Source organism: Streptomyces cavernicola (assembly GCF_029968035.1).
Lineage (GTDB): Bacteria > Actinomycetota > Actinomycetes > Streptomycetales > Streptomycetaceae > Streptomyces > Streptomyces cavernicola.
The window spans coordinates 1-20,866 of record NZ_JASCIQ010000004.1 but is presented as its reverse complement, the minus strand read 5'-3'; the positions used below and the strand labels follow the sequence as shown (position 1 = coordinate 20,866).

Annotated in this window: 23 protein-coding genes and 4 pseudogenes; 13 read left to right on the top strand and 14 right to left on the bottom strand. The window is 68.7% G+C overall.

What is annotated here, in order from left to right:
- Nucleotides 1-70: 70 nt before the first annotated feature.
- Together QIS96_RS05010 and QIS96_RS05005 are read right to left on the bottom strand one after the other, a co-directional pair.
- On the bottom strand, nucleotides 71-658 hold the full coding sequence (locus QIS96_RS05010) for a hypothetical protein (protein WP_282541137.1): 588 nt from the start codon (nucleotides 656-658) through the stop codon (nucleotides 71-73).
- Between the two features lie 246 nt (nucleotides 659-904).
- Nucleotides 905-1,558 carry a class I SAM-dependent DNA methyltransferase gene (locus tag QIS96_RS05005; RefSeq protein ID WP_282541358.1) on the bottom strand — a complete coding sequence of 218 codons (654 nt, stop codon included), beginning with the start codon at nucleotides 1,556-1,558 and terminating at the stop codon, nucleotides 905-907.
- Between the two features lie 123 nt (nucleotides 1,559-1,681).
- Between QIS96_RS05005 and QIS96_RS05000 the strand changes: the two genes are divergently transcribed.
- Nucleotides 1,682-2,110 (top strand): HIT family protein, encoded by a 429-nt coding sequence (locus QIS96_RS05000; RefSeq protein WP_282541136.1) that lies wholly within the window; start codon nucleotides 1,682-1,684, stop codon nucleotides 2,108-2,110.
- Between the two features lie 525 nt (nucleotides 2,111-2,635).
- Nucleotides 2,636-2,966: pseudogene (locus tag QIS96_RS04995) on the top strand (transposase); the annotation flags it as partial.
- Nucleotides 2,967-3,078: 112 nt separating this feature from the next.
- Here the strand turns inward: QIS96_RS04995 and QIS96_RS04990 are convergent.
- The 3 genes from QIS96_RS04990 to QIS96_RS04980 form a co-directional block, all read right to left on the bottom strand.
- The gene (locus QIS96_RS04990) at nucleotides 3,079-4,008 is read right to left on the bottom strand and encodes a calcium-binding protein (RefSeq protein ID WP_282541135.1); all 930 of its coding nucleotides are present in this window, start codon (nucleotides 4,006-4,008) and stop codon (nucleotides 3,079-3,081) included.
- Nucleotides 4,009-4,241: 233 nt separating this feature from the next.
- Nucleotides 4,242-5,279: an adenosine deaminase gene (gene add / locus QIS96_RS04985; RefSeq protein ID WP_282541134.1), complete on the bottom strand. Its 1,038-nt coding sequence runs from the start codon at nucleotides 5,277-5,279 to the stop codon at nucleotides 4,242-4,244.
- A gap of 18 nt (nucleotides 5,280-5,297) precedes the next feature.
- The gene (locus QIS96_RS04980; RefSeq protein ID WP_282541133.1) at nucleotides 5,298-5,633 is read right to left on the bottom strand and encodes a hypothetical protein; all 336 of its coding nucleotides are present in this window, start codon (nucleotides 5,631-5,633) and stop codon (nucleotides 5,298-5,300) included.
- A gap of 26 nt (nucleotides 5,634-5,659) precedes the next feature.
- On the opposite strand from QIS96_RS04980, the gene QIS96_RS04975 reads away from it, so the two are divergent.
- From QIS96_RS04975 to QIS96_RS04965, 3 genes and pseudogenes are all read left to right on the top strand, one after another.
- Nucleotides 5,660-5,827 carry a proton-translocating transhydrogenase family protein gene (locus tag QIS96_RS04975; RefSeq protein ID WP_282541132.1) on the top strand — a complete coding sequence of 56 codons (168 nt, stop codon included), beginning with the start codon at nucleotides 5,660-5,662 and terminating at the stop codon, nucleotides 5,825-5,827.
- Nucleotides 5,828-6,025: 198 nt separating this feature from the next.
- Nucleotides 6,026-7,664, top strand: a pseudogene (gene istA / locus QIS96_RS04970) (IS21 family transposase).
- A pseudogene (locus QIS96_RS04965) lies at nucleotides 7,661-8,191 on the top strand (ATP-binding protein); the annotation flags it as partial. The pseudogenes istA and QIS96_RS04965, both read left to right, overlap by 4 nt.
- Nucleotides 8,192-8,285: 94 nt before the next feature.
- On the opposite strand, the gene QIS96_RS37655 reads toward QIS96_RS04965, so the two are convergent.
- Genes QIS96_RS37655 through QIS96_RS04950 form a run of 4 tightly spaced genes read right to left on the bottom strand, consistent with a single transcriptional unit; the run spans nucleotide 8,286 to nucleotide 10,709 of the window.
- The gene (locus tag QIS96_RS37655) at nucleotides 8,286-8,480 is read right to left on the bottom strand and encodes a hypothetical protein (RefSeq protein WP_456316811.1); all 195 of its coding nucleotides are present in this window, start codon (nucleotides 8,478-8,480) and stop codon (nucleotides 8,286-8,288) included.
- Nucleotides 8,387-8,827, bottom strand: coding sequence for a site-specific integrase (locus QIS96_RS37965; RefSeq protein WP_282541130.1), 441 nt, complete (start codon nucleotides 8,825-8,827; stop codon nucleotides 8,387-8,389). Before QIS96_RS37965 ends, QIS96_RS37655 begins: the two co-directional genes overlap by 94 nt.
- Nucleotides 8,824-9,753, bottom strand: coding sequence for a tyrosine-type recombinase/integrase (locus QIS96_RS04955; protein WP_282541129.1), 930 nt, complete (start codon nucleotides 9,751-9,753; stop codon nucleotides 8,824-8,826). Before QIS96_RS04955 ends, QIS96_RS37965 begins: the two co-directional genes overlap by 4 nt.
- Nucleotides 9,750-10,709 carry a site-specific integrase gene (locus QIS96_RS04950; protein WP_282541128.1) on the bottom strand — a complete coding sequence of 320 codons (960 nt, stop codon included), beginning with the start codon at nucleotides 10,707-10,709 and terminating at the stop codon, nucleotides 9,750-9,752. Before QIS96_RS04950 ends, QIS96_RS04955 begins: the two co-directional genes overlap by 4 nt.
- A 413-nt stretch (nucleotides 10,710-11,122) precedes the next feature.
- Here QIS96_RS04950 and QIS96_RS04945 point away from each other — a divergent pair.
- The 4 genes and pseudogenes from QIS96_RS04945 to QIS96_RS04930 all read left to right on the top strand — a co-directional run.
- Nucleotides 11,123-11,386, top strand: a pseudogene (locus QIS96_RS04945) (ATP-binding protein); the annotation flags it as partial.
- A gap of 145 nt (nucleotides 11,387-11,531) precedes the next feature.
- Nucleotides 11,532-12,101 carry a winged helix-turn-helix domain-containing protein gene (locus QIS96_RS04940; protein WP_282541127.1) on the top strand — a complete coding sequence of 190 codons (570 nt, stop codon included), beginning with the start codon at nucleotides 11,532-11,534 and terminating at the stop codon, nucleotides 12,099-12,101.
- A gap of 9 nt (nucleotides 12,102-12,110) precedes the next feature.
- Complete coding sequence (locus QIS96_RS04935; RefSeq protein ID WP_282541126.1) at nucleotides 12,111-12,485, top strand: DUF1707 SHOCT-like domain-containing protein; 375 nt, start codon at nucleotides 12,111-12,113, stop codon at nucleotides 12,483-12,485.
- Nucleotides 12,486-12,724: 239 nt separating this feature from the next.
- Nucleotides 12,725-13,309, top strand: a complete 585-nt coding sequence (locus QIS96_RS04930) for a hypothetical protein (protein ID WP_282541125.1) — start codon at nucleotides 12,725-12,727, stop codon at nucleotides 13,307-13,309.
- Between the two features lie 439 nt (nucleotides 13,310-13,748).
- Here the strand turns inward: QIS96_RS04930 and QIS96_RS04925 are convergent, their stop codons facing one another.
- A complete protein-coding gene (locus tag QIS96_RS04925; RefSeq protein ID WP_282541124.1) occupies nucleotides 13,749-14,666 on the bottom strand; it encodes a hypothetical protein in 918 nt (305 codons plus the stop codon).
- A 187-nt stretch (nucleotides 14,667-14,853) separates the two neighbouring features.
- On the opposite strand from QIS96_RS04925, the gene QIS96_RS04920 reads away from it, so the two are divergent.
- On the top strand, nucleotides 14,854-15,321 hold the full coding sequence (locus QIS96_RS04920) for a hypothetical protein (RefSeq protein ID WP_282541123.1): 468 nt from the start codon (nucleotides 14,854-14,856) through the stop codon (nucleotides 15,319-15,321).
- A 79-nt stretch (nucleotides 15,322-15,400) separates the two neighbouring features.
- Here the strand turns inward: QIS96_RS04920 and QIS96_RS04915 are convergent, their stop codons facing one another.
- Nucleotides 15,401-15,574: a hypothetical protein gene (locus tag QIS96_RS04915; RefSeq protein WP_282541122.1), complete on the bottom strand. Its 174-nt coding sequence runs from the start codon at nucleotides 15,572-15,574 to the stop codon at nucleotides 15,401-15,403.
- A 20-nt stretch (nucleotides 15,575-15,594) separates the two neighbouring features.
- On the opposite strand from QIS96_RS04915, the gene QIS96_RS04910 reads away from it, so the two are divergent.
- Nucleotides 15,595-15,858, top strand: coding sequence for a hypothetical protein (locus QIS96_RS04910; protein ID WP_282541121.1), 264 nt, complete (start codon nucleotides 15,595-15,597; stop codon nucleotides 15,856-15,858).
- A 301-nt stretch (nucleotides 15,859-16,159) separates the two neighbouring features.
- On the opposite strand, the gene QIS96_RS04900 is transcribed toward QIS96_RS04910, so the two are convergent.
- Nucleotides 16,160-17,989 (bottom strand): TIGR03767 family metallophosphoesterase, encoded by a 1,830-nt coding sequence (locus QIS96_RS04900; RefSeq protein ID WP_282541120.1) that lies wholly within the window; start codon nucleotides 17,987-17,989, stop codon nucleotides 16,160-16,162.
- Nucleotides 17,990-18,565: 576 nt separating this feature from the next.
- Between QIS96_RS04900 and QIS96_RS04890 the strand changes: the two genes are divergently transcribed.
- Entirely contained in the window at nucleotides 18,566-18,769 is a 204-nt protein-coding gene (locus QIS96_RS04890; protein WP_282541119.1) for a hypothetical protein, read from the top strand.
- 188 nt (nucleotides 18,770-18,957) lie between these two features.
- Here the strand turns inward: QIS96_RS04890 and QIS96_RS04885 are convergent, their stop codons facing one another.
- The gene (locus QIS96_RS04885) at nucleotides 18,958-20,007 is read right to left on the bottom strand and encodes an LLM class flavin-dependent oxidoreductase (protein WP_282541357.1); all 1,050 of its coding nucleotides are present in this window, start codon (nucleotides 20,005-20,007) and stop codon (nucleotides 18,958-18,960) included.
- Between the two features lie 231 nt (nucleotides 20,008-20,238).
- A complete protein-coding gene (locus tag QIS96_RS04880; RefSeq protein WP_282541356.1) occupies nucleotides 20,239-20,532 on the bottom strand; it encodes an EthD family reductase in 294 nt (97 codons plus the stop codon).
- A gap of 70 nt (nucleotides 20,533-20,602) precedes the next feature.
- Here QIS96_RS04880 and QIS96_RS04875 point away from each other — a divergent pair.
- Nucleotides 20,603-20,866 (top strand): helix-turn-helix domain-containing protein (locus QIS96_RS04875; RefSeq protein ID WP_282541118.1); only part of this gene is annotated, 264 nt, incomplete at its 3' end.

The window sequence follows — 20,866 nt, the reverse complement described above, 5'->3', positions numbered from 1 at the left end:
GCGAGTTCCCCTGAACCCTGCTGAGTGCTTGCCCGACCGCTCCACTACTCGCCCCGAGGAGTCGCCGCCCTCAGCGGACCGTTGCGCCCAGGTAGTCGAGGGCCGCGCGGGCGAATCCCGGTGCGGTACGCGGGCATTGCCAGCGGACGAGGATCTCGGCCCCGGAGAGGTTTGCGGGTTCGGCCTCGTCGTCTTCGAGTTGATCGCGGTAGATCTGGGGAAGCAGATCCTCGGGAAGCAGGCCGTCGAGGGCCTGGTCGACCGGGGAGCTCAGCAGCTCCATCTCGAGGGGAAGGTCCTCGAGCAACGCGTCGACGTCGATGTCGTAGGGATGCCAGGCGTGCGCGCACGACTGGCCTTCGTCACGGCGCGCGGCCCGGCGCAGTACGGCGACGGCCTCGTCCTCGACTCCCGCACCGGGGTTGCCGAAGCCCACGTAGGGAGCGACCGTCAGCAGGCCCAAGGTCCAGAACAGCACGAGATCGCCCCGTGGCCCCGCACCCGACGCCGCGCCCGCCCCCGACAGCGTCTCGCCGAGCCGGCGGACGCAGTCCCGTACCGTCTCGTCCATGTCCCCGTGCGGGTAGCCGTTCCGGAGACCGTCCCAATCACCGACCAGCTCCTCCCAGTTGTCGGGCACAGGTATGACCGTCGACATGTGTTCGTGTTCCCTCCGCGAGTCCCGTCCCGGCTCCGCGGGCATTGGATCACACCGGCGGACGCCGTCACCCGAGGACAGCCACCACGCCCGGCCCGCAGAAACGGCCATGCGGCGGCCACAGCCGCGGACATTCGCCCGTACGCCCCTGGGGAGAGAACCTCGTATGCCGCCAAACACTTACTCGCCTTCGTTGGCTACCCCGCCCCTCTCATCTGCTACCGGTGGCCTACCAGATGAGGGATCTCACTGGGTGTCAGGCTGACGGCGCGCGAGGATGATTCCGCCGAGGGCGCTCTCGGCAGAGGTGAGTGTCCTGTGTTCGTCGACGGTGAAGCCGGCTTCGTTGAGCCAGCCGATCATCTGGCTGTGCCGACGACGATGGACGTGGACCTTCATCGGGTGGCCGCCGTAGCCCTCCGTCTTCGCCTTCGACCCGTCCCCGACATGAAAGCTGAGGAGCAGCGGTCCGCCTGGCTGCAGCACTCGATGGAAGTGCCTGAAGACCGTGCCGATCTCGTTGTCGGGGATGTGGATCAGGGAGTACCAGGCGACGAGGCCGGCCATCGAGCCATCGCCGAGGTCGAGGTCCGTCATGGAGCCGAGTTCGAACCGCAGGCGGGGGTGGTCACGCCGGGCCACCTCGATCATCCCGGGCGACAGGTCGACTCCCAACGCGTCCACGCCCAACTGGCGCAAGTGAGCCGTGATCCGCCCCGGCCCACATCCCACGTCTGCGACCGGCCCACCACCGTTGGAGCCCACCAGGTCGGCGAACAGCGCCAGGACCGCGCGCTCCTCGGGTGTTTCGTCCAGGAGGTTGCGCACCTGGTCCGCATAGCTCGCGGCGACGGTGTCATAGGACGTCCGTGTGTCTTCCAACCAGCCGTCAGTGTTCAGCTCGATTTCCACGCCTGCAGGCTATTCAACAGCCCGAACGGGATGACGTCTTAGTCCGGAAAAGTGCCGTCGCCGTAGCCGAAGATTCGCCACTGGCTGCGCGTCCGCGGCGCCGACACCACCGTGGTCCACCGCCACATCGCCGGGCCGCTCGTCCACCGTGCCCCGGCCATCAGCGAGACGTGCGTGTTCTGCCACATCGTTGCGGGCACCGAGCCCGCCACCGTCGTACGCGACTGGGACGACGCCTTCGGGATCAAGCCCCGCGGCGGCGTCAACTCCGGGCACACCCTGGTCATCCCTCGCCGCCACGTCGACAACGCCGTCGTCGACCCGGCCATCACCGCCCTGACGATGGCCCGCGCCGCCGAGCTGGGCGCCGAACTCGCTTGCGACCTCAACGTCATCACCAGCGTCGGCACCCTCGCCACGCAGACCGTCTCCTCCACGTGCACCTGGCCCCGCGTACGGCGACGACGGGCTGCCACTCCCCTGGCAGGACTACGTCAAATCTGCCCGCAACTGGTGCGAGACGCCTTCGGCGCGGGCTGAGGCACCTGAAACGACATTCTCACTGAGGAAGTCGCCGAAGTCGGGCCGAACGAGACCCTGCCAAGCTGCGCGCCGAGCTAGTCCAGGTAGCCGAAGCCTGCGCCGCCTGGATCCACGACCTGGACCGCCGTCCCACCCCCTACGAGGGTTGACCCTGGCGGAACCATCCGCCTCAACTGCGGGTCAAGCGCCATCATTCGGCGTAACCGGACGACTTGTCTCCAGCGCGGTCAGCAGCGCATGCCGATGATGCCCCAGCCACGGCGCTCTGCCCCCGTGACAGTTCGCACTGCAGAGGCCAGCTCGGTCGAGACGAGGTGGTCGTCGTAAAGGTCGAACGTCCCGCTCGGCGGGGCAGAGCCAGCGGTTGGGGGCGGGCAGAGCGAATCCGGCCACACTGTCTCGTCACTTGATGTCTGACGCCCCCGCGCGCGTCCCAGCAAGCAAGACGGGACCGCGGGTTGAGGAGGGGGCGCGTTGACGCTCTCGGCGCCTAGTGCTGTGACCGGAAACCTTCACCGGGTTGCTGCTCGCGTCGACGGCGTCCCGACCGTCATCCTCGACAACCTGTCCGCGCACAAGAATTGACGGATCCGCCGGTGGGCAGCGAGGAACAAGGCCGAGCTGTGCTTCACCCCGACTTACGCCTCCTGGGCCCGATCGAGGGGCACTTCGGGCCGGTGCGGCAGTTCACCATCGCCAGCTCCGACCACCCCAACCACACGGTTCAGATTGTGAGCTGCACCGCTAGCTGCGCTGGCGCAACACCAACGCCCGCCACCCGGAGCTCCTGGCCGCCCAGCGCCGCGAACGCGCCCGCATCCGCAGCGAGAAGGGCCTCCGGTTCGGCGGTCGACCACTGTTGCCCAGAGCTTATGTCACGGGGTTTGGCGTCACCGGTGCGATATCTCGAAGCGTGAGGAATCGCGGATCAGCCGGTGGGCTGATCCGCGACGGCGGCGTCAGGCTCAGCGCACGTCCACGCAGTCACCGGTGGCGGTGACGGGCGGGGTGGTGGAGGTGCCCTCGAACTTGTAGCGGTAGCAGCGGTCGGAGGTGGCGGTGCGAGTCTGCTTCTCTACGCCTGCCAGGCTGCCGGTGCCGGTGAGGTGGCTGCTGGTGGTGGCGTACGAGCCGGTCAGCGAACGCTCCTGGAGGCGGACGGTCTGCTGGGTGTAGCCCGCGTACTTGTGGGTGTCCCAGTTGGCGCGCTCCAGCGTGCCGGTGATCGTGATCGTCTTGCCCTTGGCGACCGGCTCGGGGGCCGCGTTGTTGCTCAGCCGGGACCAGCGCTTGAGGTGCCAGGTCATGGCGTTGTCGGTGTCCACGTCGGTGGTCGCGTCGGTGACCGCATAGAGTTCGATCTTCCAGGCTCCGGCGTCCTCGTTCGTCAGGTCGCTCTGCGGGTCGATCTTGAAGGTGGCCGTGCAGCTGAACGTGGTGTCGGCGGACTGGATGCAGGGGTCGGTGTCCGCCTCGAACTGCTCGGAGAGCATGTACTGCTTCAGTCCGCTGTCCTGGTCGGTGCCGCGCCAGATCGCCGCGTGGCTGCCGTAGAGCGTCGACCCGCCGCTGACCGTCCACTTCACGGTGATCGTCTGCGTGTTCGTCGTCCCGACGCGGGCGCTGTTGCCGCCGTTGACAGTGATACCGGAGACGACGGTGGCGTCTGCCGTGCTCGCGGCCAGGGTCCTGGCCTTGGGCGCGGCGTCCTTCGCCGCCGCCGCGTCGGCGGCCGCGGCCCTGCTCTGCTCCAGTGCCTCGGCCGCGCCGGTCTCGCCCGCCGTCGCGGACGGCGTGACGAGCAGGCCGACGGCGAGCCCGGAGGCGGCCAGTGCGCTGACGCCCAGGGTCACCTTCTTGCCGGACGTCCACTTCCTGCGGGAGTGCTGGGACATGTGGAAGCTCCATTTTCGATTGTTGACAGGCGGATGCAGGCCGCGGACGGGCGGGTCCGAATCGCGCACGGCCACAGCGGCCGCACAGCTTTGATCATCGGTCCAGCGAAAGGGTTGTACGCGCGCGCCAGTTGAGGCGTGTGAGGCCCATCACCCCACGGTGTCGTGTCGCACAGGGGTTGCGTCACGGGACGTGGCGTCCTCGGTGCGATGCGCGCCCTCCGCCCGTGCCCTCAGTTCTCCAGTGCGATGGTGAGGGCGGCGATTTCGTCCGTGAAGGCCTTGCGTTGTGCGCGCTTGTCGGTGTCGTCGAGCCAGGTGGCGTCGAGCGCGGCGAGGGCGGATTGCGCGGCTTCGGCGGGGGTTTGGGCGAGTTCGCGGGCGATGGTGACATAGGCGGTGCCGATGTCGGTGCGGTACATCGGCGGGTCGTCGGTGCAGACGACCATGAACAGGCCAGCGCGCTGCATGGTGCGCAGGGTCTTCCAGCGGGTGGTCAGCCGCTGGGGGACGCAGGTGTGGGAGCAGACGGTGAAGGGGGTGTCTTCCTCGGCGCAGCGCCGTACGACGGCTGGGTCGCCGAGGATGTTGTAGCCGTGGTCGATGCGGTCGCAGCCGAGGGCGTCGAGGGTGGTGGTGATGTTGGCGGGCGGGGCCTCGGCGAGGGTCTGGTTGTCCTCGCAGGTGTGGGCGGTGCGGCGCAGCCCTGCGCGGCCTGCTGCTTGATAGACCTCGGCGTACTGCTCGGGCGGGCCGCTGCGTTCGGCGCCGTCCATGCCGATGCCGATGACTTGCTCGATGCGGTGCTCGAGCACCGCGTCCAGCATCTGGCGTGCAGTGTCGGGGCCGAGTTCGCGGTTGATGGAGGGGATGAGGCGTCCGGTGACGCCCAGGTCGGCCTCGGCCTGGCGGATGCCCTCGGCGTAGCCCTCGGCCATGGTGCGGTAGGGGACGCCTGCGGGGAGGTAGTCGGTGGGGTTGAAGAACATCTCCGCGTATTTGAGGTTTCCTGCCTGTGCGGCGTCGGCCAGGCATTCGTAGGCGACGCGGGCGAAGTCGCCGTGATCGCGGATGCAGGAGGCGGCGGCGCGGACGACGTCGAGGAAGTCGTAGAAGTCGGCGAAGTTGTAGAGGTGCTGGGGGTCGGTGGTGCGCAGGGGGACGTCGTGTTTGCGGGCGAGTTCGACCAGTGTGGCGGGGCGGAGGGCGCCGGCCAGGTGGAGGTGGAGGTCGCCCTTGGGCAGGCGGCGTAGGAAGGTTTCGGTGTCCACGGGGCTCCTTGTCGTCTCTCAGGGGTTGACGGTGGTGTGCTGGGCGGGTTGGGCCGATGAGGTGGGGGCGCGGTGGCCTGCGGGGGTGCGGGCGATGGGGGTGTGGGGTGCGGTGCCGCGGCCGAGGCGTCCGAGTCCGAAGACGAGGGCGAGGTTGACCAGCAGGGCGATGAGTCCGATGTTGATGCCGCCGATCTCCACGCCTGCCAGGTAGAGGGCGATGGCGAGCAGGCAGCCGGTGGTGATGCCGGTGCTGACGGACAGGGCCGTGGTGCGGCGCCCGAAGAGGAGGGCGAGCCACCCTGCGGCGAACTGGATGCCGACGTAACCGCTGAGGTTGAGGACGGTGAGCAACAGCCCGGGGGTGAAGGGCGATCCTGGTGCTGGCCGGCTTCGTCGGCCACGCCGTGATCTCCAAGGTTCCCAACACCCTGCACACCCCCCTGATGTCCGGTACCAACGCGATCCACGGCGTCGTCCTGCTCGGCGGCCTGGTCCTCGCCCGTACCGCGACGAGCGTGTGGCAGGTTGAGTCACCGGAAACGTAGAGGACGTAGCCGCTTTCGAGGTGCCGGCTCAGCTCGGACAGGGCGTGGTTGGCTTTGTATCTGAGGGCGGGAGTCGTTTCGAGGTGACTGTGGGAGTCGCCTTCTGACCGGGTTTGCGGTGTCAGTTTGTTTTGATGTCACCTGGGTGCTTGCGGTGGGACGGTGGATTGTGCTTCTGCCGTAGGGGGCTCGATGGGGATGTCTCAGTCGAAGGTCGATCTGTACGCCGCAATCCGCCGTGACCACCGCGGCGGCATGTCGCTGCGGGCTCTTCAGCGCAAGTACAACGTCACCTGGCGGACGGTACGGCGGGCTGTGGACGGTCAGTGGCCGGAGGAGCGTCGCAAGCCGCGGCAGCGGGAGTCACGGCTTGATCCTTACAAGCCGCTGATCGACGACATCCTGCGGGCGGATGTGGACGCGCCGTCGAAGCAACGGCACACCGCTCAACGGATCTTCGACCGGCTCGTCGACGAGCACGGGGCCGTCGACATCTCGTATCCCATGGTCCGCACTTATGTGAGGGACCGTCGGCCGCAGATTCGGCGGGATGCCGGCGTCGGTCCGCAGGCGATGTTCGTGCCGCAGACCGAAGCGGAGGTGGATTTCGGCGAGTTGCACGTGGTCCTGGCGGGCCAGCTGACCCGGGTATATCTGTTTCTCGTTACGGCTGTCGTATTCGGGCAAGGCGGTGCACCGGGTGTTCGCCACTTCGGGTCAGGAAGCCTTCTTCGAAGGGCACGTGCATGCCTTTCGGGTCCTGGGCGGTGTCCCGAGGGCTCATATTCGCTACGACAATCTGCGGGCCGCGGTCGAACGCGTGCTGGGCTTCTCCCGCGGGCGGGTGGAGGCGGACCGTTGGACGGCGTTCCGGTCGCATTGGGGAGTTGAGGCGTTCTACTGCCGGCCCGGCATCGAGGGCGCTCATGAGAAGGGCGGGGACGAGGGGCAGATCGGCTACTTCCGACGCAACCACTTCGTTCCGGTCCCCGAGGTCGCTTCGCTAACCGAGCTCAACGCGATGGTCGATCAGTGGGACCAGGCCGATGAGGTGCGGCGGCTGCGGGGCCGCACTCGCACCATCGGCGACTACTTCGACCAGGAACGGGATCTGCTGAGGCCGCTGCCGACCGAACTGTTCGAGACGGGACGCTGGTTCACCCCGAGGGTCAACCGGTTCAGCCAGATCGGGGTCCGCGGCAATGCCTACTCGGTTCCGGTCCGCTACATCGGGCGTCAGCTGCGGGTGCTGCTGCACGCCAACGACCTCGTCGTCTATGACGGCCGCAACGTGGTCACCCTCCACGAGCGGCTCGGTGGCCGACACGGTTCCCGCCTAGTCCTGGACCACTACCTGGAGGCCCTGATGCGCAAGCCGGGCGCCTTTCCCGGCTCGACGGCCCTCGAACAGGCCCGTTCAGCAGGCCGGTTCACGCCAGTCCACGACAAGTGGTCGTCCGCGGCGAAGGCCGCCCACGGCGACGCGGCCGGCACCCGGGCCCTGATCGAAGTGCTGCTGCTGGCCCGGCACATGGACCACGAGCAAATGGTGGCCGGGCTGGCCGCCGCCTACCGCGCAGGGGCTCTGACCGCCGATGCGGTGGCCCTGGAGGCCCGGAAGCTCAGCGAGTCCGAGGGCGAACCCGCCCTTCCGGACCATGCCGCAGCAGGGCCGGCGACGGGGGACGAGGGCCCGACCGCGTCGGTCACCTCGCTCGCTGACTGGAAACTGTCCCATCTCCCGCCCGACACCCCGCCGCTGCCCTCGGTGGCCCACTACGACCAGCTTCTGCAACGGCGGCCTGGCCGCACGGCCAGCGAGAAAGAAGGATCATGATGCGCAAGCGTGGGCTGACCGAAGAAGCCGCGACCGCCTCCATCGACCAGGCTTGCCGCATGCTGCGGCTGCCCACCATCCGACAGCAGTTCAAGGAATTGACCGACGGCGCGGCCCGCGAGCAGATGTCCTACCGGGCCTTCCTCGCTGCGCTGTTGATGGCGGAGTGTGACGACCGGGCCCGGCGCCGGTCCGAACGCCGCATCCGGGCGGCGTCCTTTCCTCGCGAGAAGAGCCTGCGGGCCTTCGACTTCGAGGCCAACCCCAACGTCGACCCGGCCACCGTCAACACGCTCGCGACTTGCGAGTGGGTCAAGAAGGGCGAGCCGCTCTGCCTGATCGGCGACTCCGGCACCGGCAAATCCCACTTGCTGATCTCGTTGGGCACCGAGGCGGCCATGCAGGGCTTCCGGGTCCGCTACGCGCTGGCCACCAAGCTCGTCAACGAGCTGGTCGAGGCCGCCGACGACAAGCAGCTGTCGAAGACCATCGCCCGCTACGGACGCGTCGATCTTTTATGCATCGACCTATGTCGAGCCCGCGACTATGCCGAGCCACACGTTCGTGGATCCGGAAGATGCGGACCGGGAACCCGTGGTGCTCCGCATAGTCGCGGCTGCATCACAGACGCTCGAGGAACGCGAGGACCTTGTCGGTGGGCTGGTAGCGGCCCGGCCGGACACCCGCCGGTGTGGTGCGGGCGAGGGCCTTCTCCTTGATGGTCATGTCCGCGTGGACGTAGGCGTCGGTGGACCGGACGCCGGCGTGGCCGAGCCAGAGTGCGATGACCGTGGTATCAACTCCGGCCTGCAGCAAGGACATCGCGCAACTGTGCCGCAGGACGTGCGGATGAGCAGGATGTGTTCGGGGTGCTGGAGGGCCGCGTAGGAGAACAGGGAGCGGATCGCGGTCAGCCGGACGTTGCGGGTCCGGGCACTGTTGCCGCGCTCGTCTTCCAGGTGGTTGAGGAACGCGGAGATCACTTCCGCGTTCAGGTCGTTCCAGTCCAGTTTCTCCGGTCTGGTTCCCGTGCGTTGCTGGACGAAGCAGAGCAGGAGACGGAGCGCGTCGCGGTAGGCGGCGATGGTGCGCGGACTGACCTGGCGCTCGCGGGCGAGCCGGTCGGTGAAGAACGCCTGCAGGGTCGGCGCGATCAGCGTCATGACCGGGCCGCCTTCCCGACGCCTTCGCGGCGGGCCGCCGCCAGGCCGAGCAGTTCCGGGGCTGCGGAGAGATACCAGTAGGTGGAGGCCGGTTCGCGGTGTCCCAGGTAGGTGGACAGCGACGGGATCTTCGCCTGGACATCGACACCGGCGCGATACCAGGTCAGAAGGGTGCGGATGGCGAAGGAGTGCCTGAGGTCATGCAGCCGTGGTGGGTGCGGTGCGCGGGTGCCGACACGTGCGGTGGTCACCAACTGCCGGAATGTCGGGGCGACGACGGCGTAGATCAGACGCCGGGCGGTGCGGGAGATGAAGAATGCCGGGTCTTTGGGACGCGGGACCGCTTGGGTGCGTGAAGTGTCGTACTCCCGCAGCGCGTTCACGGTGCTGGACTGCAAAGGAACCAGGCGGGACTTGCCGAACTTGGTCTCGCGGATCCGGAGCACGCCTTCTGTCCAGTCGATGTCGTCGTGGTCAAGGTTGATCGCTTCGCCGACGCGCAGTCCGGAGGCGGCCAGCAGCCCGACGAGCGTGCGGTAGGTCGCTGCCCGCAGCGGCGGGCCGAGCATCTCGGTGGCGGTCATGAGGGCGGTGACGTCGGTGTTGGAGTAGAGGAACGGCTGCCGCCAGCGTTGCCGGTGCGGCACCAGGCCCAGTGGCGGGACCTCGGTGGCCGGGTCGATGCCGCTGAGATAGCGGGCGAAGCCGCGGACCGCGGTGATCCTCCGCGGGCTCACCGTTGTCACCGTCTCGCCCTCACGCTCCTTCACCCAGGCCAGCGCGGCAGCAACCGTCACCCTGGTCTGCCCGCGCTCGTCCAGGAAGTCGATGAAGTCCGGCAGCAGCCAGCCAGCCTCGGCCATCTTGTGGCCGAGGGACCGGCGAAGCCGTAGGTAGTCCTGTAGTGCCTGGCCGAGCTCGCTCATGCTGCCCCCGTCTCGGGCCAGGGCTGTGCGACCGCGCGCAGCGCGATGAAGTCGACCTTGGCGTAGAGCGCGGTGGTGGCCAGGTCCTGGTGGCGGAGCACTTGGCTGATCGCCGTCAGTCCGGAGCCTTGCCGCAGCATCTCCCCGGCCAGAGCGTGCCGCAGCCGGTGCGGGCCCACCGTGGGCAACCCAGCTCGCAGGCAGGCCCGTTCCACCACATCGCCCACCAGGTCCGCCCGGATCGGTCCGCGGGGAGCCCTGCAGGTGACGAAGATCCGGCGGGTACTCGATCGGGGCCGGGACTCGTGGAGGTAGGCGACGAGGGCCTGGCCGACGTCGCTCGGCAGCGGGAGGCGGTCCTCGCGGCGCCCTTTACCGCGGATCGCGATCTCGCCCAACCGCCAGTCGATATCATCCAGTTGAAGCCGGGCCACCTCGATCGAGCGCAGCCCCAGGCGGGCCAGGAGCATCAGGATCGCGTAGTCGCGGATGCCGACGGCGTCCTCGCGCGGGCAGTGGTCCAGCAGCCGCTGGATGTCACTCGGGGCCATCGTCGGTGGGATGGCCGCCAGGCGCCAGCCGCCGACCGGGGGCACGGCCGTGCCGAGCCTCATCGGTGTGTGACCGCGCAGGTGGAGAAACCGCATCAGCGACCGGAGTTCGGCCACCCGCCCCTTCGCCGAACCGGCCGAGACGCGACCGCACTCCCGCAGCAGGAAGGCGTTCAGGTCCGTTCCGGTCAGGCCGCCCGGTGCGAAAACTCCGCCGACCATCGCCTGCTCGGCCAGGAAGCGGCGGGCGGTTCTCGCGTACCGCACCATGGTGGCCGCAGCCAGGCCGCGCTCGACTGCCATCCAGGCTCGGTACTGCTCCAACACGCCGTCCAGCGGGGACGGCTCCGCCTGTACTGGCGGGACGACCGCGACCTCGCGCAGGTACGTTAGCAGCGGCCTCATGCCGCGCGGACCCGGCACTCGGCGACGGCCGGCCTGCCGCTGGTCGGACAAGCACTGCCGTACACGCTCTTCGTTGAGGTCAACGGCCTGAAGCCCCCGCTGGGACAGCCACATTCCGACGTGCCCCAGATCCTTGAGCATGTTCCGTACCGTTGGCTTCGTATAGCCATGCTCCGCCAGCCAGGACCGATAGCCCTCGACCTGCGATGCAAGAGCACCGGCCTTCCTGCGCGGACTCGCCACCGCCGCCCCCTCCCCGAGGGCCCCCTGCCCTCACGATCAAGGTCGTGCCCGGCAGCGGGACTATGCAGAGACCAACCCCCCGACGTTCACGCGAAAGAGAGCCTCGTCGAGCCCAAACTCGGCATAGTCGCGGGCTCGACATAGGTCGATCTATGCGGATGTCCGCATAGATCGACGAACTGGGCTACATGGAACTCGACCGGCGGGGCGCTGAGCTGCTGTTCCAGGTGCTGACCGAACGCGAGGAAAAGAACAGCGTCGCCATCGCCTCCAACGAGTCCTTCAGCGGCTGGACGAAGACCTTCACCGACCCCCGTCTCTGCGCGGCCATCGTCGACCGCCTCACCTTCAACGGCGCGATCATCCAGACCGGCACCGAGTCCTACCGGCTCGCACACACCAAGGCACAAGCCCTGCAAGCCTCGGCTGGATGACGCGGTCGCCTAAGCATTGCACCGGCCCGTTCGGGAGGGAAATCCCTGCCCTGGCTCACTATCAACAACTCCAACTGGCCGCGCAAACCCACTGGTTGTAGTACTTTCCAATCAGTGAAGTCTGGTGCACTGAAGGAGGCGATTCGTGAGCGCACAAGGCTCCGGTGCATCGATCCGGCGGTGGCACGGTGTGCACAAGGCGCTTGCCGATCCCCTGCGCATCAGGCTCCTGGAGGCGCTGTGGGAGACGCCACAGTCCGCACGCGAACTCGCCGCCCTCGTTGACCTTCCAGCTGACCGGCTCTACTACCACCTCAATCAACTGGAACGGGCCGGGCTGATCGAGATCGCTGAATACCGGCCGCTGGCCCGCGGCAAGGTCGAGCGCGTCTACACCCCCGCGGTCACAGAACCACCCAGCGATGCTGCGAACCCGGAAGAGATGGCTGAGTTCCTCGGCTCGATGCTGGACGCCACCTGGGCCGACATCAACGCTGCCTACCAGTCCAAGCAGGCCGGAGGCCGCCGGGAGATCGACGTGCACCGTGGTGCGCTGCGACTCACCGACGAGGCCCTCGCCGAGCTGCGCGGTCACATCGAACAACTTGCCGCCCGGTTCGGAGACTGCGATGCCCCAGGGGTGTGGACGCGTGTGGTTGTCGCGGTCGTCGACCTGCAAGACCGCCCATCCCCGAACGCCGCTACCCCCGACTGAGAGGCCACCATGCATGAGAGCGAGGAGCACACCACCAGCCCCGCGTTACGCGCCTCGGACACCGACCGCGACCAGGTCGAAGCGCAACTGCAACACCACTACGCAGTTGGTCGGCTGACCCTTCCCGAACTCGAAGAACGCGTGGTCGCGGCCTACGAAGCGCGCACCCGAGGGCAACTCGATGCCCTCTTGAGGGACCTGCCGAGCGAATCGCAACAGCCTCCGTCACACACTCATGTGATCGACTCCCGCCTGCTGATCGTCCTGCTGTGCGTCGCGCCACCCGCGGCGCTCATCTACTGGCTCATCTGCCAACGCGCGGCACGTCGAGGGGACTCTCGGCCCCAGGCCGTGGAAGATGCCCGAACAAGGAGACCGATCTAGCCCCGTGATCACTCCTGCCGATGGCCTCTGTTCCCGATCGCTCCGAAGGCCGAGTGACATCAATTCTCATTGACATTGATCATGCAGACGAGCGGCAAGTGACTCCCAAACTCGCGTCGACATGACATCCACGGCAAGTGACGCAGCCACGGGTGTGGTGGCCGTCCTTGGGTGACGGCGCCCGTCGGTGTGATCCAATGCCCGAGGAGCCGGGACCTCGCGGAGGGAAACACGAATACATGTCGACGGTCATACCTGTGCCCGACAACTGGGAGGAAATGCTCGGTGGTTGGGAATCGCTCCGACAGGGCTACCCCGCCGGGGACCAGGACGAGACGGCACGGGACTGCGCCCGCCGGCTGGACGAAACGGCATCAGCAGCGGGCGCGGTGTCAGGATCGGGGCCGCAGAGCGATCTCGTGCTGTTCTGGACCTTGGGCCTGCTGCATGTCGCCCCCTACGTGGCATTCGGCAACCCCGGCCCGGGAGTCGAGGACGAGGCCGTCGCCGTACTGCGCCGGGCCGCGAGCCGTGACGAAGGCCAGTCGTGCGAGCACGCCTGGCATCCGTACGACGTCGAGGTGGACGAGGTGCTCAAGTACCTTCCCGAGGACCTGCTGCTGAGCTCCCCCGTGGAGGAGGTCCTCGACGGCCTGCTCCCCGAGGACCTGCTCTCCACGTACTACCTGGACGCACTTGAGGACGAGGAGGCCGAGCCCGCGAATCTCTCCGGGCCGGAGATCCTCGCCCGCTGGCAATGCCCGCGTACCGCACCGGGATTCGCCCGTGCAGCCCTCGACTACCTGGGCGCAACGGTCCACTGAGGGCGACGACTCCTCGAGGCGAGTGGCGGAGCGGTCGGGCAGCCCCGGCTCCCCGACCTGCACACGACCACCTTCAGGGTGGGGACGTATCGCTTTCTCCTCGCTCATCAGGTACGCCCCGACCTCGCGCCAACTGGCGGTTTCGGGCCCGTCGTAGAACGCTCAGACGGGCTGCTCGGTGCCGTCCGGCGACCACCCCACCCGTACGCCGCGCGGGACCACGCGGCGTACGGGGAGTCGGCGGGGTTGTCGAGCTTGCCGAGCTCGGCTCGCAGTGTCTCGGCCTCGGCGCGGCCGCCGCCCTCGACCACGCGCCGGACGCTGCGTACGCGCGGCTCATGGCACCCGGGGGAGGCGGCCTGTGGGGGGACGGACGGCACGGTGCTGCGACGGGGTGTACGCCGGCAGGCGGGACCGGCAGAGCCGCAGCGCAAGACGGTCACTCGAAGACGTTCAGCCAGGTCCGGAGATTCTTGTCGGCGCGGGAGACCACCAGGTGGAAGCAGGCCATCGGTATGTCGGTGACCGGCATATAGCGGTCGGGGTGCTTGACGAACGGTGAGTCATACCAGAGGTCTTCGTCCTTGTCGTACGCGTCCGCCTCGTCGTCGTCGGGTTCGTAGTCCCAGGAGGGGGGTGCGTGCCATACGGCGCCCTTCGTGTGGCGGGCCACCTCGCCCGCGTACCAGATCGCGCCGTCGACGAAGGTGCCCGCTTCACTGGCCTCGGTCAGTGCGTCGTTGGACCCGTACCGGGACCGCAGTACGGCGGCGAGGTCGTCCAGGGACGCGACGCCGAAGTCCCAGCGGTCCGCGGCGCCGCCCGCCTCCTCGGCCCACGCCGGGAAATCCGCCTCGCGCTCGGCCAGCCACTCCTCCAGTTGCGGGTCCGGCTCCGGGCCGGCCACCGGTCGGCCTGCCGCGGCCATGGCGTTCCGCAGCCGCCTGGCCTCGACTGCGAACGCGGTGCCGGTGCGGGCGGTGAGTGCGCGGGTCATCAGTGCGTACGGCGCGATGGGGTCCAGGTCCGCGTCGGGGTGGACGACCGGCTGCCCGGATCCTGCGGGGCTCGTGCTCCACGCCCACTCCCAACCCGTGACGTGGGCGAGGCTTTCCCCGAGGTAGGCCGCAGCAGCTCGGAGCGTGGCGTCGTCCAGGTTGAGCGCGGGGCCGGCTGAATACAGGTCCAGCAGCAGCGCCTCCAGGACCAGAAGCGATGCGGGGGAGAAATCGACCGGGACATCCCAGGTCTCCATGATGTCCTGCGCGTGCTCGAGCATCCCGGGGATCCCGTCGGTCCGCTCCTGAAGCTGTCGCCCGGGTGCGCTGTCGTGCGGCGGCTGTATCGGCTCGGTCATGCCTGACACCATAAAGACCCCGGCTTCGTGGCAGCCCACGGAGACAGGGGGGCCGTGAACCTTCACGATCTACGCACCTGCCACGCCGGAACTCCCTTGTGATTGCCGCTAGTTGGACGTCATCTCATGGGCGAGTCCGTGCGACGATTCGTCGGCCGTGGGAAGTCATGAGCGGGGGCGAAGGCCGATGGAGTACGTCAATCTCGATGCGCGGGTCGGCGACCTGTCAGGGGTCTTGGACCCGGCTCGCTACCTGAGCCACCTCCCCTCGATCTTTGATGACCTGCCGCCGGGCGCCTGGGCTTTCGCCACGTCCCCGGACCACTACGACTTCCGCAGCGGGCGATGCGTGAAGGACCTGACGCTCCGGGCCGTCCGGGATGCCGGTGGTGAGGAGATGGAAGTCGAGTTCCAGCACAACTGCTGGAAGCACGACCAAGACCTGCTGATCTGCTACGTGGGAGTGTCCGGCTTCCGCATCGATCCCGTTGACGAGGACCGAGGGACGGACCTTGGGGCTGTGATTCTCGACGAGATCCTTCCGCACAGGGACGGCTGCAGCCACGAGATCGCCTGTTGGGACGGCACCCTCACCGTTGTCTGCCGTGACCTCCAGGCGACCTGGACCGAAACCACCTGCTCCAGCAAGTCGTAGGCGCGACAGGTCGTGGGGATTGTTGAGCGGCTGGTGTCGGATGAGCTGTGGGAGCTTGTGTCCCACAGCCCCCTGAATGTCACTCTCGCTTGGCTGCGCCCGCCATCCGGCGTGAACGAAGGCCCAGGCGGTCGAAGGTGCGGGCGTGGTCGGCGACCTTGCCCTCCAGGAACCGGAGTTCTCCGATCAGGTCGGAGAGTTCGACGGCGGTCGCGGGTGTCTCGGCGGCGTCGGCGAGTTGGCGCAGCAGCACCGCGACCCCGGACAGGTGAGGTGGAGGCTGATCTCCTCCATCATGATCTGCGCCCCGGCCCGCAGGTGTCCGGTGTCGGCCGCCTCGGTGCTGACCTGGGCGGCGGTAGGAGGGGGTCGACGGGCCGGTTACGGGGTGGGCCGCTGCTCGTCGTAGCAGGCGGCGATCTCAGCGCCCCGGGCGAGAAGCAGCTGCTCCAGGGCATCGCGTTCAGCGGGCGTCGACTCCCGCTCGTGGACGACGGCCAGGCCCAAGCCCTCGGCGGCGCCGCCCGACCACGGTGAAGCGGGAGGGGTGGGAGCCCTCCGGGGTGTTGCCTCCGTACTCGACGGGCTGATGGCCGACCGAGCCTGGGAGCTCCCGACCGCCGGCGGCAGCATCCTGGACCGCTGGCCCGACATCGCCACGGCCGTCGCCCCACAACCCAGCCCCCACCACGTCGCCGCTGTCGCGTTCCACCCGGCAGCTGGACCTGCGCCCGGACTCCCCTGCCTCCGCTCGGTGAGATCGGCCTGGTCGGCATGGCTGCAGCCATCGCCAACGCCGTCCAGCACGCGACGGGCCGTCGCATCCGCTCCTCGCCGATCACGATCGACCAGCTGCTGTGACCAGCAGCTCCGTGTTGCGGTCGCGTGGCGCGCCCGCCCAGCCCTCGTGGACCCCGGAGGTCAGGGCGTCCGCCACGCCCGGGGCGTTGTAGGACAACTCGCGGTACAGAGACGCGAGGCCCACCGCCGACAGGTCGTCGAAGTCCGTACGGTGCGGGGCAGCGGATTCGATGAGAGTGGTCAGGAGGGACAGTGTTCCGTCGCCGTTGTCGACCAGCTCGATCACGCGCGCGTGGTGCGGATAGTCCACGTGCGATGCGGTGTTGATCTCCCAGAAGGAGCGGTGCGGGGTGGTCGGGTGGGCGTGCGGGGTGATGCGGTTGACGTGGCTGTGGCCGTTGATCCACGCCAGGACGTTGGGGAAGCGGCTCAGGAGGGCGATGAGCTCCGCTCCGTCATGGCGCGGCTCCTCCCGGCGGAAGGCGTCCGGGCGGCGCTTCATCGCCGGGCTGTTGTGGTGGCTGAAGATCAGGACGTGCGCGTCGTCGGCCGCCGCGTTGCGTACGAGCCTGCCGTCCGCGTCGTAGGAGCGGGAGCTGTGGGCGGCCAGAGTGCGCTCCAGCCAGCGGAGTTGGTCCGTTCCGAGCGAGCCCTCGTAGTGACCGCTGCGGTAGGTGGTGTCGAGGCTGATGCCGATGACGTTCTCGGCCACCTCGAACGCGTAGTACATCCGGTCGCCGTCGAGGCTGTCCTCGGTGTAGCCGTGGCCGACCGGACCCGGCCCGGTGTACTTCGGGTCCAGGTGAGCGGCCAGGTACTCGTGTGGGGTGAACATCCGGCGGCCCTCGTCGGGCGTCACCGTGCGCGCCTTCGAGGCGTACCGGGGCAGGATGTCCTTCAGGATCTCGCTCGCGGGGTCGTCGCCCGTCCGGACCGCCCGCGCGTACGCCGCCACGTCGGCCTCCGGGATCGTCAGCAGCTTCCGGGAGCCGGTGACGTACGCGCTCAGCAGCGGGTCCGCCGGGGCGAGGCAGCCGCCCGGAAGGTCGTCGTGGTTGCCGACCGTCGAATACCACGGGATGCGCAGTCCGGGGCTGGTGACGGGGCGGATCGCGGCGTCGAGGAAGCCCGGCAGCGCGGGCAGGCCGCGCCGCTTGTCGGCGTCGCGCAGCCCGGCCTCCTCCGGGTGCCAGAACAGCGGGAGGCCGGAGTTCTGCACGCCCTCGTACGTCGTCGGGTCACCGGTGTTGGGCGTGATCCGGCCGCCGCTCAGGGCCGTCAGGAACCACTCCAGCTCGATGGACGAGTTGTTGTCGACGTTGTCGCCCGTGCTCATCACGAACGCGGGCGGCCGGCCGGTGTGCGGGCCGCCGCCGAGCGCGTTGATCTGGTCCACCATCGCGACCGCGCCCGCCGCCGTCAGTGCCTCCTGGGCCCGCCACGAGCCCGGCCCCTGCGCGCGCATGAACTCCGTACGCAGCGGGCTCTGTACGTCGGTCAGGTGCAGGTCGGTGAGCTGGACGAAGCACGCCAGGGCGGTACGCCGGTCCTGCCGCCCGGCCCGCGGCGCGGTCAGCTCCTCCCGTACGACCAGCGGCCAGCCGGGGCCGGGGCCCAGCCGTCGGTAACCGCCGGTGCCGCCGGTCCCGGAGCCTTCGTGGCGCGCCGTGGTGTCGAGCGTGGTCGCTCCGTACGGCGCGGGCCGCCTGCGGCGCACGGGCTCGGGGGCCGGGGCAGGCGGGGGAGTGGTGTGCTGGCGCTGCCGGGGGACCAGCGCCCACGCCGCCCCCGTTCCCGCAACGGCGGCGCCGGAAGTAAGCAGGAAGTGACGGCGGTTGATGGCGGATCCAGGTCCGGTCCTGGCCACGGGGGTCCTCCGGGGCTAAGCGGAATCTCTCATTCATTACCCTGGATGGCCGGAATGTCCTGAACATGAACGACGCCGGAACGTGGACCGTCCGTGTGCACGGCCCCTGCCTCCCCCCGCTCACGACCGCCATCATGAATCGACTCAAGCTCCGGACCGCGACGACTACCTCGCCCGCCGCCTCGTCAGAGACGAACAGCCCCTCATCGGCCCCGAGCTGCGGGCGGGTGGTGCGGTATGCGGGGTGGGCGCCGCCACCATCACCGCCCGCTCCCACGACCTGCCCCTCTACCTCGACCACTCCGTGCTCCGCTTCCTCGAACTGCGCCGCACCGGACACACCCCCACCCCCGCGGACTACGCCGGCGGTGAAGCGCGAGCAAGGTGGCCGCCCTTCCCAGTGCCAAGGGGCTCAGCAAAGAGCAGATGTGCGGATCGGCCTGCGTGTGGTGCAGCCACCTCCTCGACAACGGTTCCGCGGCCGACCTGAAGGGCCGTTTAGTGGCCGTTTAGTACGAGAGTGCACAGTGATCTGCGTAGCTGACCGGCAAGGACGACACCGGAACGGGGTTCACCATGGACGAACACGCGTCGATCACGCCGCAGGACGAACACGTGTCGATCGCTCCGCAGGATGATCACATGGGGGTCGAGCCGCAGGACGAGCATGCGACGATCACCCCGCAGGACGAGCATGCGTCGATCACTCCGCCGGAGAACCACGCGGGGATCGCTCCGCAGGACGGCCACATGCCGATCGCTCCGGAGGACGCCGGCTGACGGCATCCCATGCGGCGGCGCTCACCCCCAGCTCGGGGGTGAGCGCCGCCGCTTGTGCGCTGCTCGACCCGTCACGCCCGAGCACGCCTCGGCGGGATCCGTGCCGAGCTCGACCCCACCGCCGCGCTGCCGGCGTTGCCCTCATCGGGTACGAGGACCGCACCCCGCGGGTCCGTTCACGTACCGGGTCAGGCGAAAGCCGGCATGATCCGCTCGCTGATCAGCCGCAGTTGGGTGTTCACGTCGGCCGCATCGGTGAGGTCGCGGCCGGTGAAGGCCTTGACCATGGTGCGGTCGGTGATGGCGCAGATCATGTGGTTGACGCCGGTGGGCGCGATGTCCCGCTGGATCTTGTCCAGGCACTCCTCGGGCGTACCCGCGATGGAGAGCCGCTCGGCGACCTGCGGCGAGGTCAGCTCGATGCCGCGGGCCAGGTCTCCGGCGGCGATCGCCTCGATGACCGGCTTCAGTTCGGCCGGGTCGACCCCGTTGCGGAGCAGCTGCTCCTCGGGCATGGAGGAGGCGTAGATGCCGACCATGCTGCGCGCCGCCTCCTTGGCGACCGCCGAGTCGGGCCCGGTCGCGAAGACCACCCAGGCCCCGATGTCGAGCGAGCGCCAGTCCTTGCCGGCACGCTCGGCCCCGGCACGGATGTGCCGCACCGCGTACTCGTACGCCTCGCGGGTGTAGCTCAGCGCGTGGTGGCAGCCGTCCGACAACTCCCCTGCTGCCTCGAAGGACTTGGGCCCGCGCATCGCGCCGAGCTTCAACGGCATCCGCTCCTGCACGGGCCGCGCGAAGGTGAAGAGCCCGTCGTACGAGAAGAACTCGCCCTCGTGCGTGATGGCGCCCTCGTCCAGGAACGTACGCATCACCTGCAGCGCTTCCTTCACGCGCGACAGCGGTTTCGTACGCGCCCAGTCGATCCGGTACTGCGCGAGCAGCCCGAAGTTGCCGCTGGACAGCACGCCTTCGGCCCGACCGCCGGTGAGCTCGTCGAGGGTGGCGAGTGCCTGCGCGATCAGCGTCGGCTCCCGCAACGTCACCGGCGACACACTCGGCCCGAGCCGAATCCGCTCGGTACGGCCGGCCGCCGCCGCGAACAGCAGCCACAGATCCTTGTGCCAGGTCTCGTCGGCCGCGTAACAGGCGTGAAAGCCCAGGTCATCGGCTAATCGAATGGACTCCAAGGACTCGGCAACGGGGTAGTCGGGGAGCATGGCATAGCTGAACTTCACAAGCAGCACCTTCGATACGGGAAACGGCATGCGGCGTCCTACGCATGCGCTCTGCCCACATCGCACGTCCTTCAGCCCTGGCGCCGCTGATTCATCCAACTTCGCCCTTGTCCGCCGGCAAGCAACTCCCGTACGCAGGCGGCAGGAAGGTCGAAAGTCCTGCCGGAGGGGCCTCCTCAAACGCCGGCCTCAAACGGCCGACCGAACGCGTACCGGAGCGTACCGACTCGCTCAGCCGGTGCCGTCCTGCACCGGATAGGTGATGACGGCCACACCGCCGGTGGCGTAGTCGGCGACATCGGCGGACAGCCGTTCGCCGTGCGGCGACGTCAGCGCCGCGTCCATGGCGGCGGCGTCAGCGAAGTCGGCTTCGAAGACCGCGAAATACGGAGCTGCTCCCTCGGTCGCCGCCACGTCGAAGCTGTAGCGCCACACAAGCGGGCCGGGCCAATTCCCGACCAGCGGAAGGTGGTTGGTCACGTAGTAATCGCGGAAGGGGTCAGGGTCCGCAGGCTCGGAATACAGGACTACTGAGGTTGAACTCGTGGTGTCGTAGGGGCTGACGGCTGGTCGTCTGCTGCGGTATCACCGGGGCATGCGGTATCCACAAGGGGGCGGGCTGACCGTCGAACGGCAGCAGTTCCGCGAGGAGTTACGGCTGAAGGCGGCTGAGAGGTTCGCCCGGGGCGAGTCGAGCTCGGTGATCGCCAACGACCTGCGAGTCAGCGTCCGATCGGTGCAGCGGTGGCGGCGGACGTGGGACGAGGGCGGTCCGCGGGCTCTGCGGTCGCAGGGACCAGCGTCGCTGCCGAGGCTGAGCGAGAAGCAGTTCGCCCAGCTGGAGGCGGAGCTGGCTAAG

Bases quoted from the DNA above. Each gene is read 5' to 3' on its own strand.
- QIS96_RS05010 (WP_282541137.1), bottom strand. From the start codon at position 658: ATGTCGACGGTCATACCTGTGCCCGACAACTGGGAGGAGCTGGTCGGT.
- QIS96_RS04990 (WP_282541135.1), bottom strand. From the start codon at position 4,008: ATGTCCCAGCACTCCCGCAGGAAGTGGACGTCCGGCAAGAAGGTGACC.
- QIS96_RS37965 (WP_282541130.1), bottom strand. From the start codon at position 8,827: ATGACGCTGATCGCGCCGACCCTGCAGGCGTTCTTCACCGACCGGCTC.
- QIS96_RS04955 (WP_282541129.1), bottom strand. From the start codon at position 9,753: ATGAGCGAGCTCGGCCAGGCACTACAGGACTACCTACGGCTTCGCCGG.
- QIS96_RS04950 (WP_282541128.1), bottom strand. From the start codon at position 10,709: ATGAGGCCGCTGCTAACGTACCTGCGCGAGGTCGCGGTCGTCCCGCCA.
- QIS96_RS04935 (WP_282541126.1), top strand. From the start codon at position 12,111: ATGCATGAGAGCGAGGAGCACACCACCAGCCCCGCGTTACGCGCCTCG.
- QIS96_RS04930 (WP_282541125.1), top strand. From the start codon at position 12,725: ATGTCGACGGTCATACCTGTGCCCGACAACTGGGAGGAAATGCTCGGT.
- QIS96_RS04925 (WP_282541124.1), bottom strand. From the start codon at position 14,666: ATGACCGAGCCGATACAGCCGCCGCACGACAGCGCACCCGGGCGACAG.
- QIS96_RS04920 (WP_282541123.1), top strand. From the start codon at position 14,854: ATGGAGTACGTCAATCTCGATGCGCGGGTCGGCGACCTGTCAGGGGTC.
- QIS96_RS04890 (WP_282541119.1), top strand. From the start codon at position 18,566: ATGGACGAACACGCGTCGATCACGCCGCAGGACGAACACGTGTCGATC.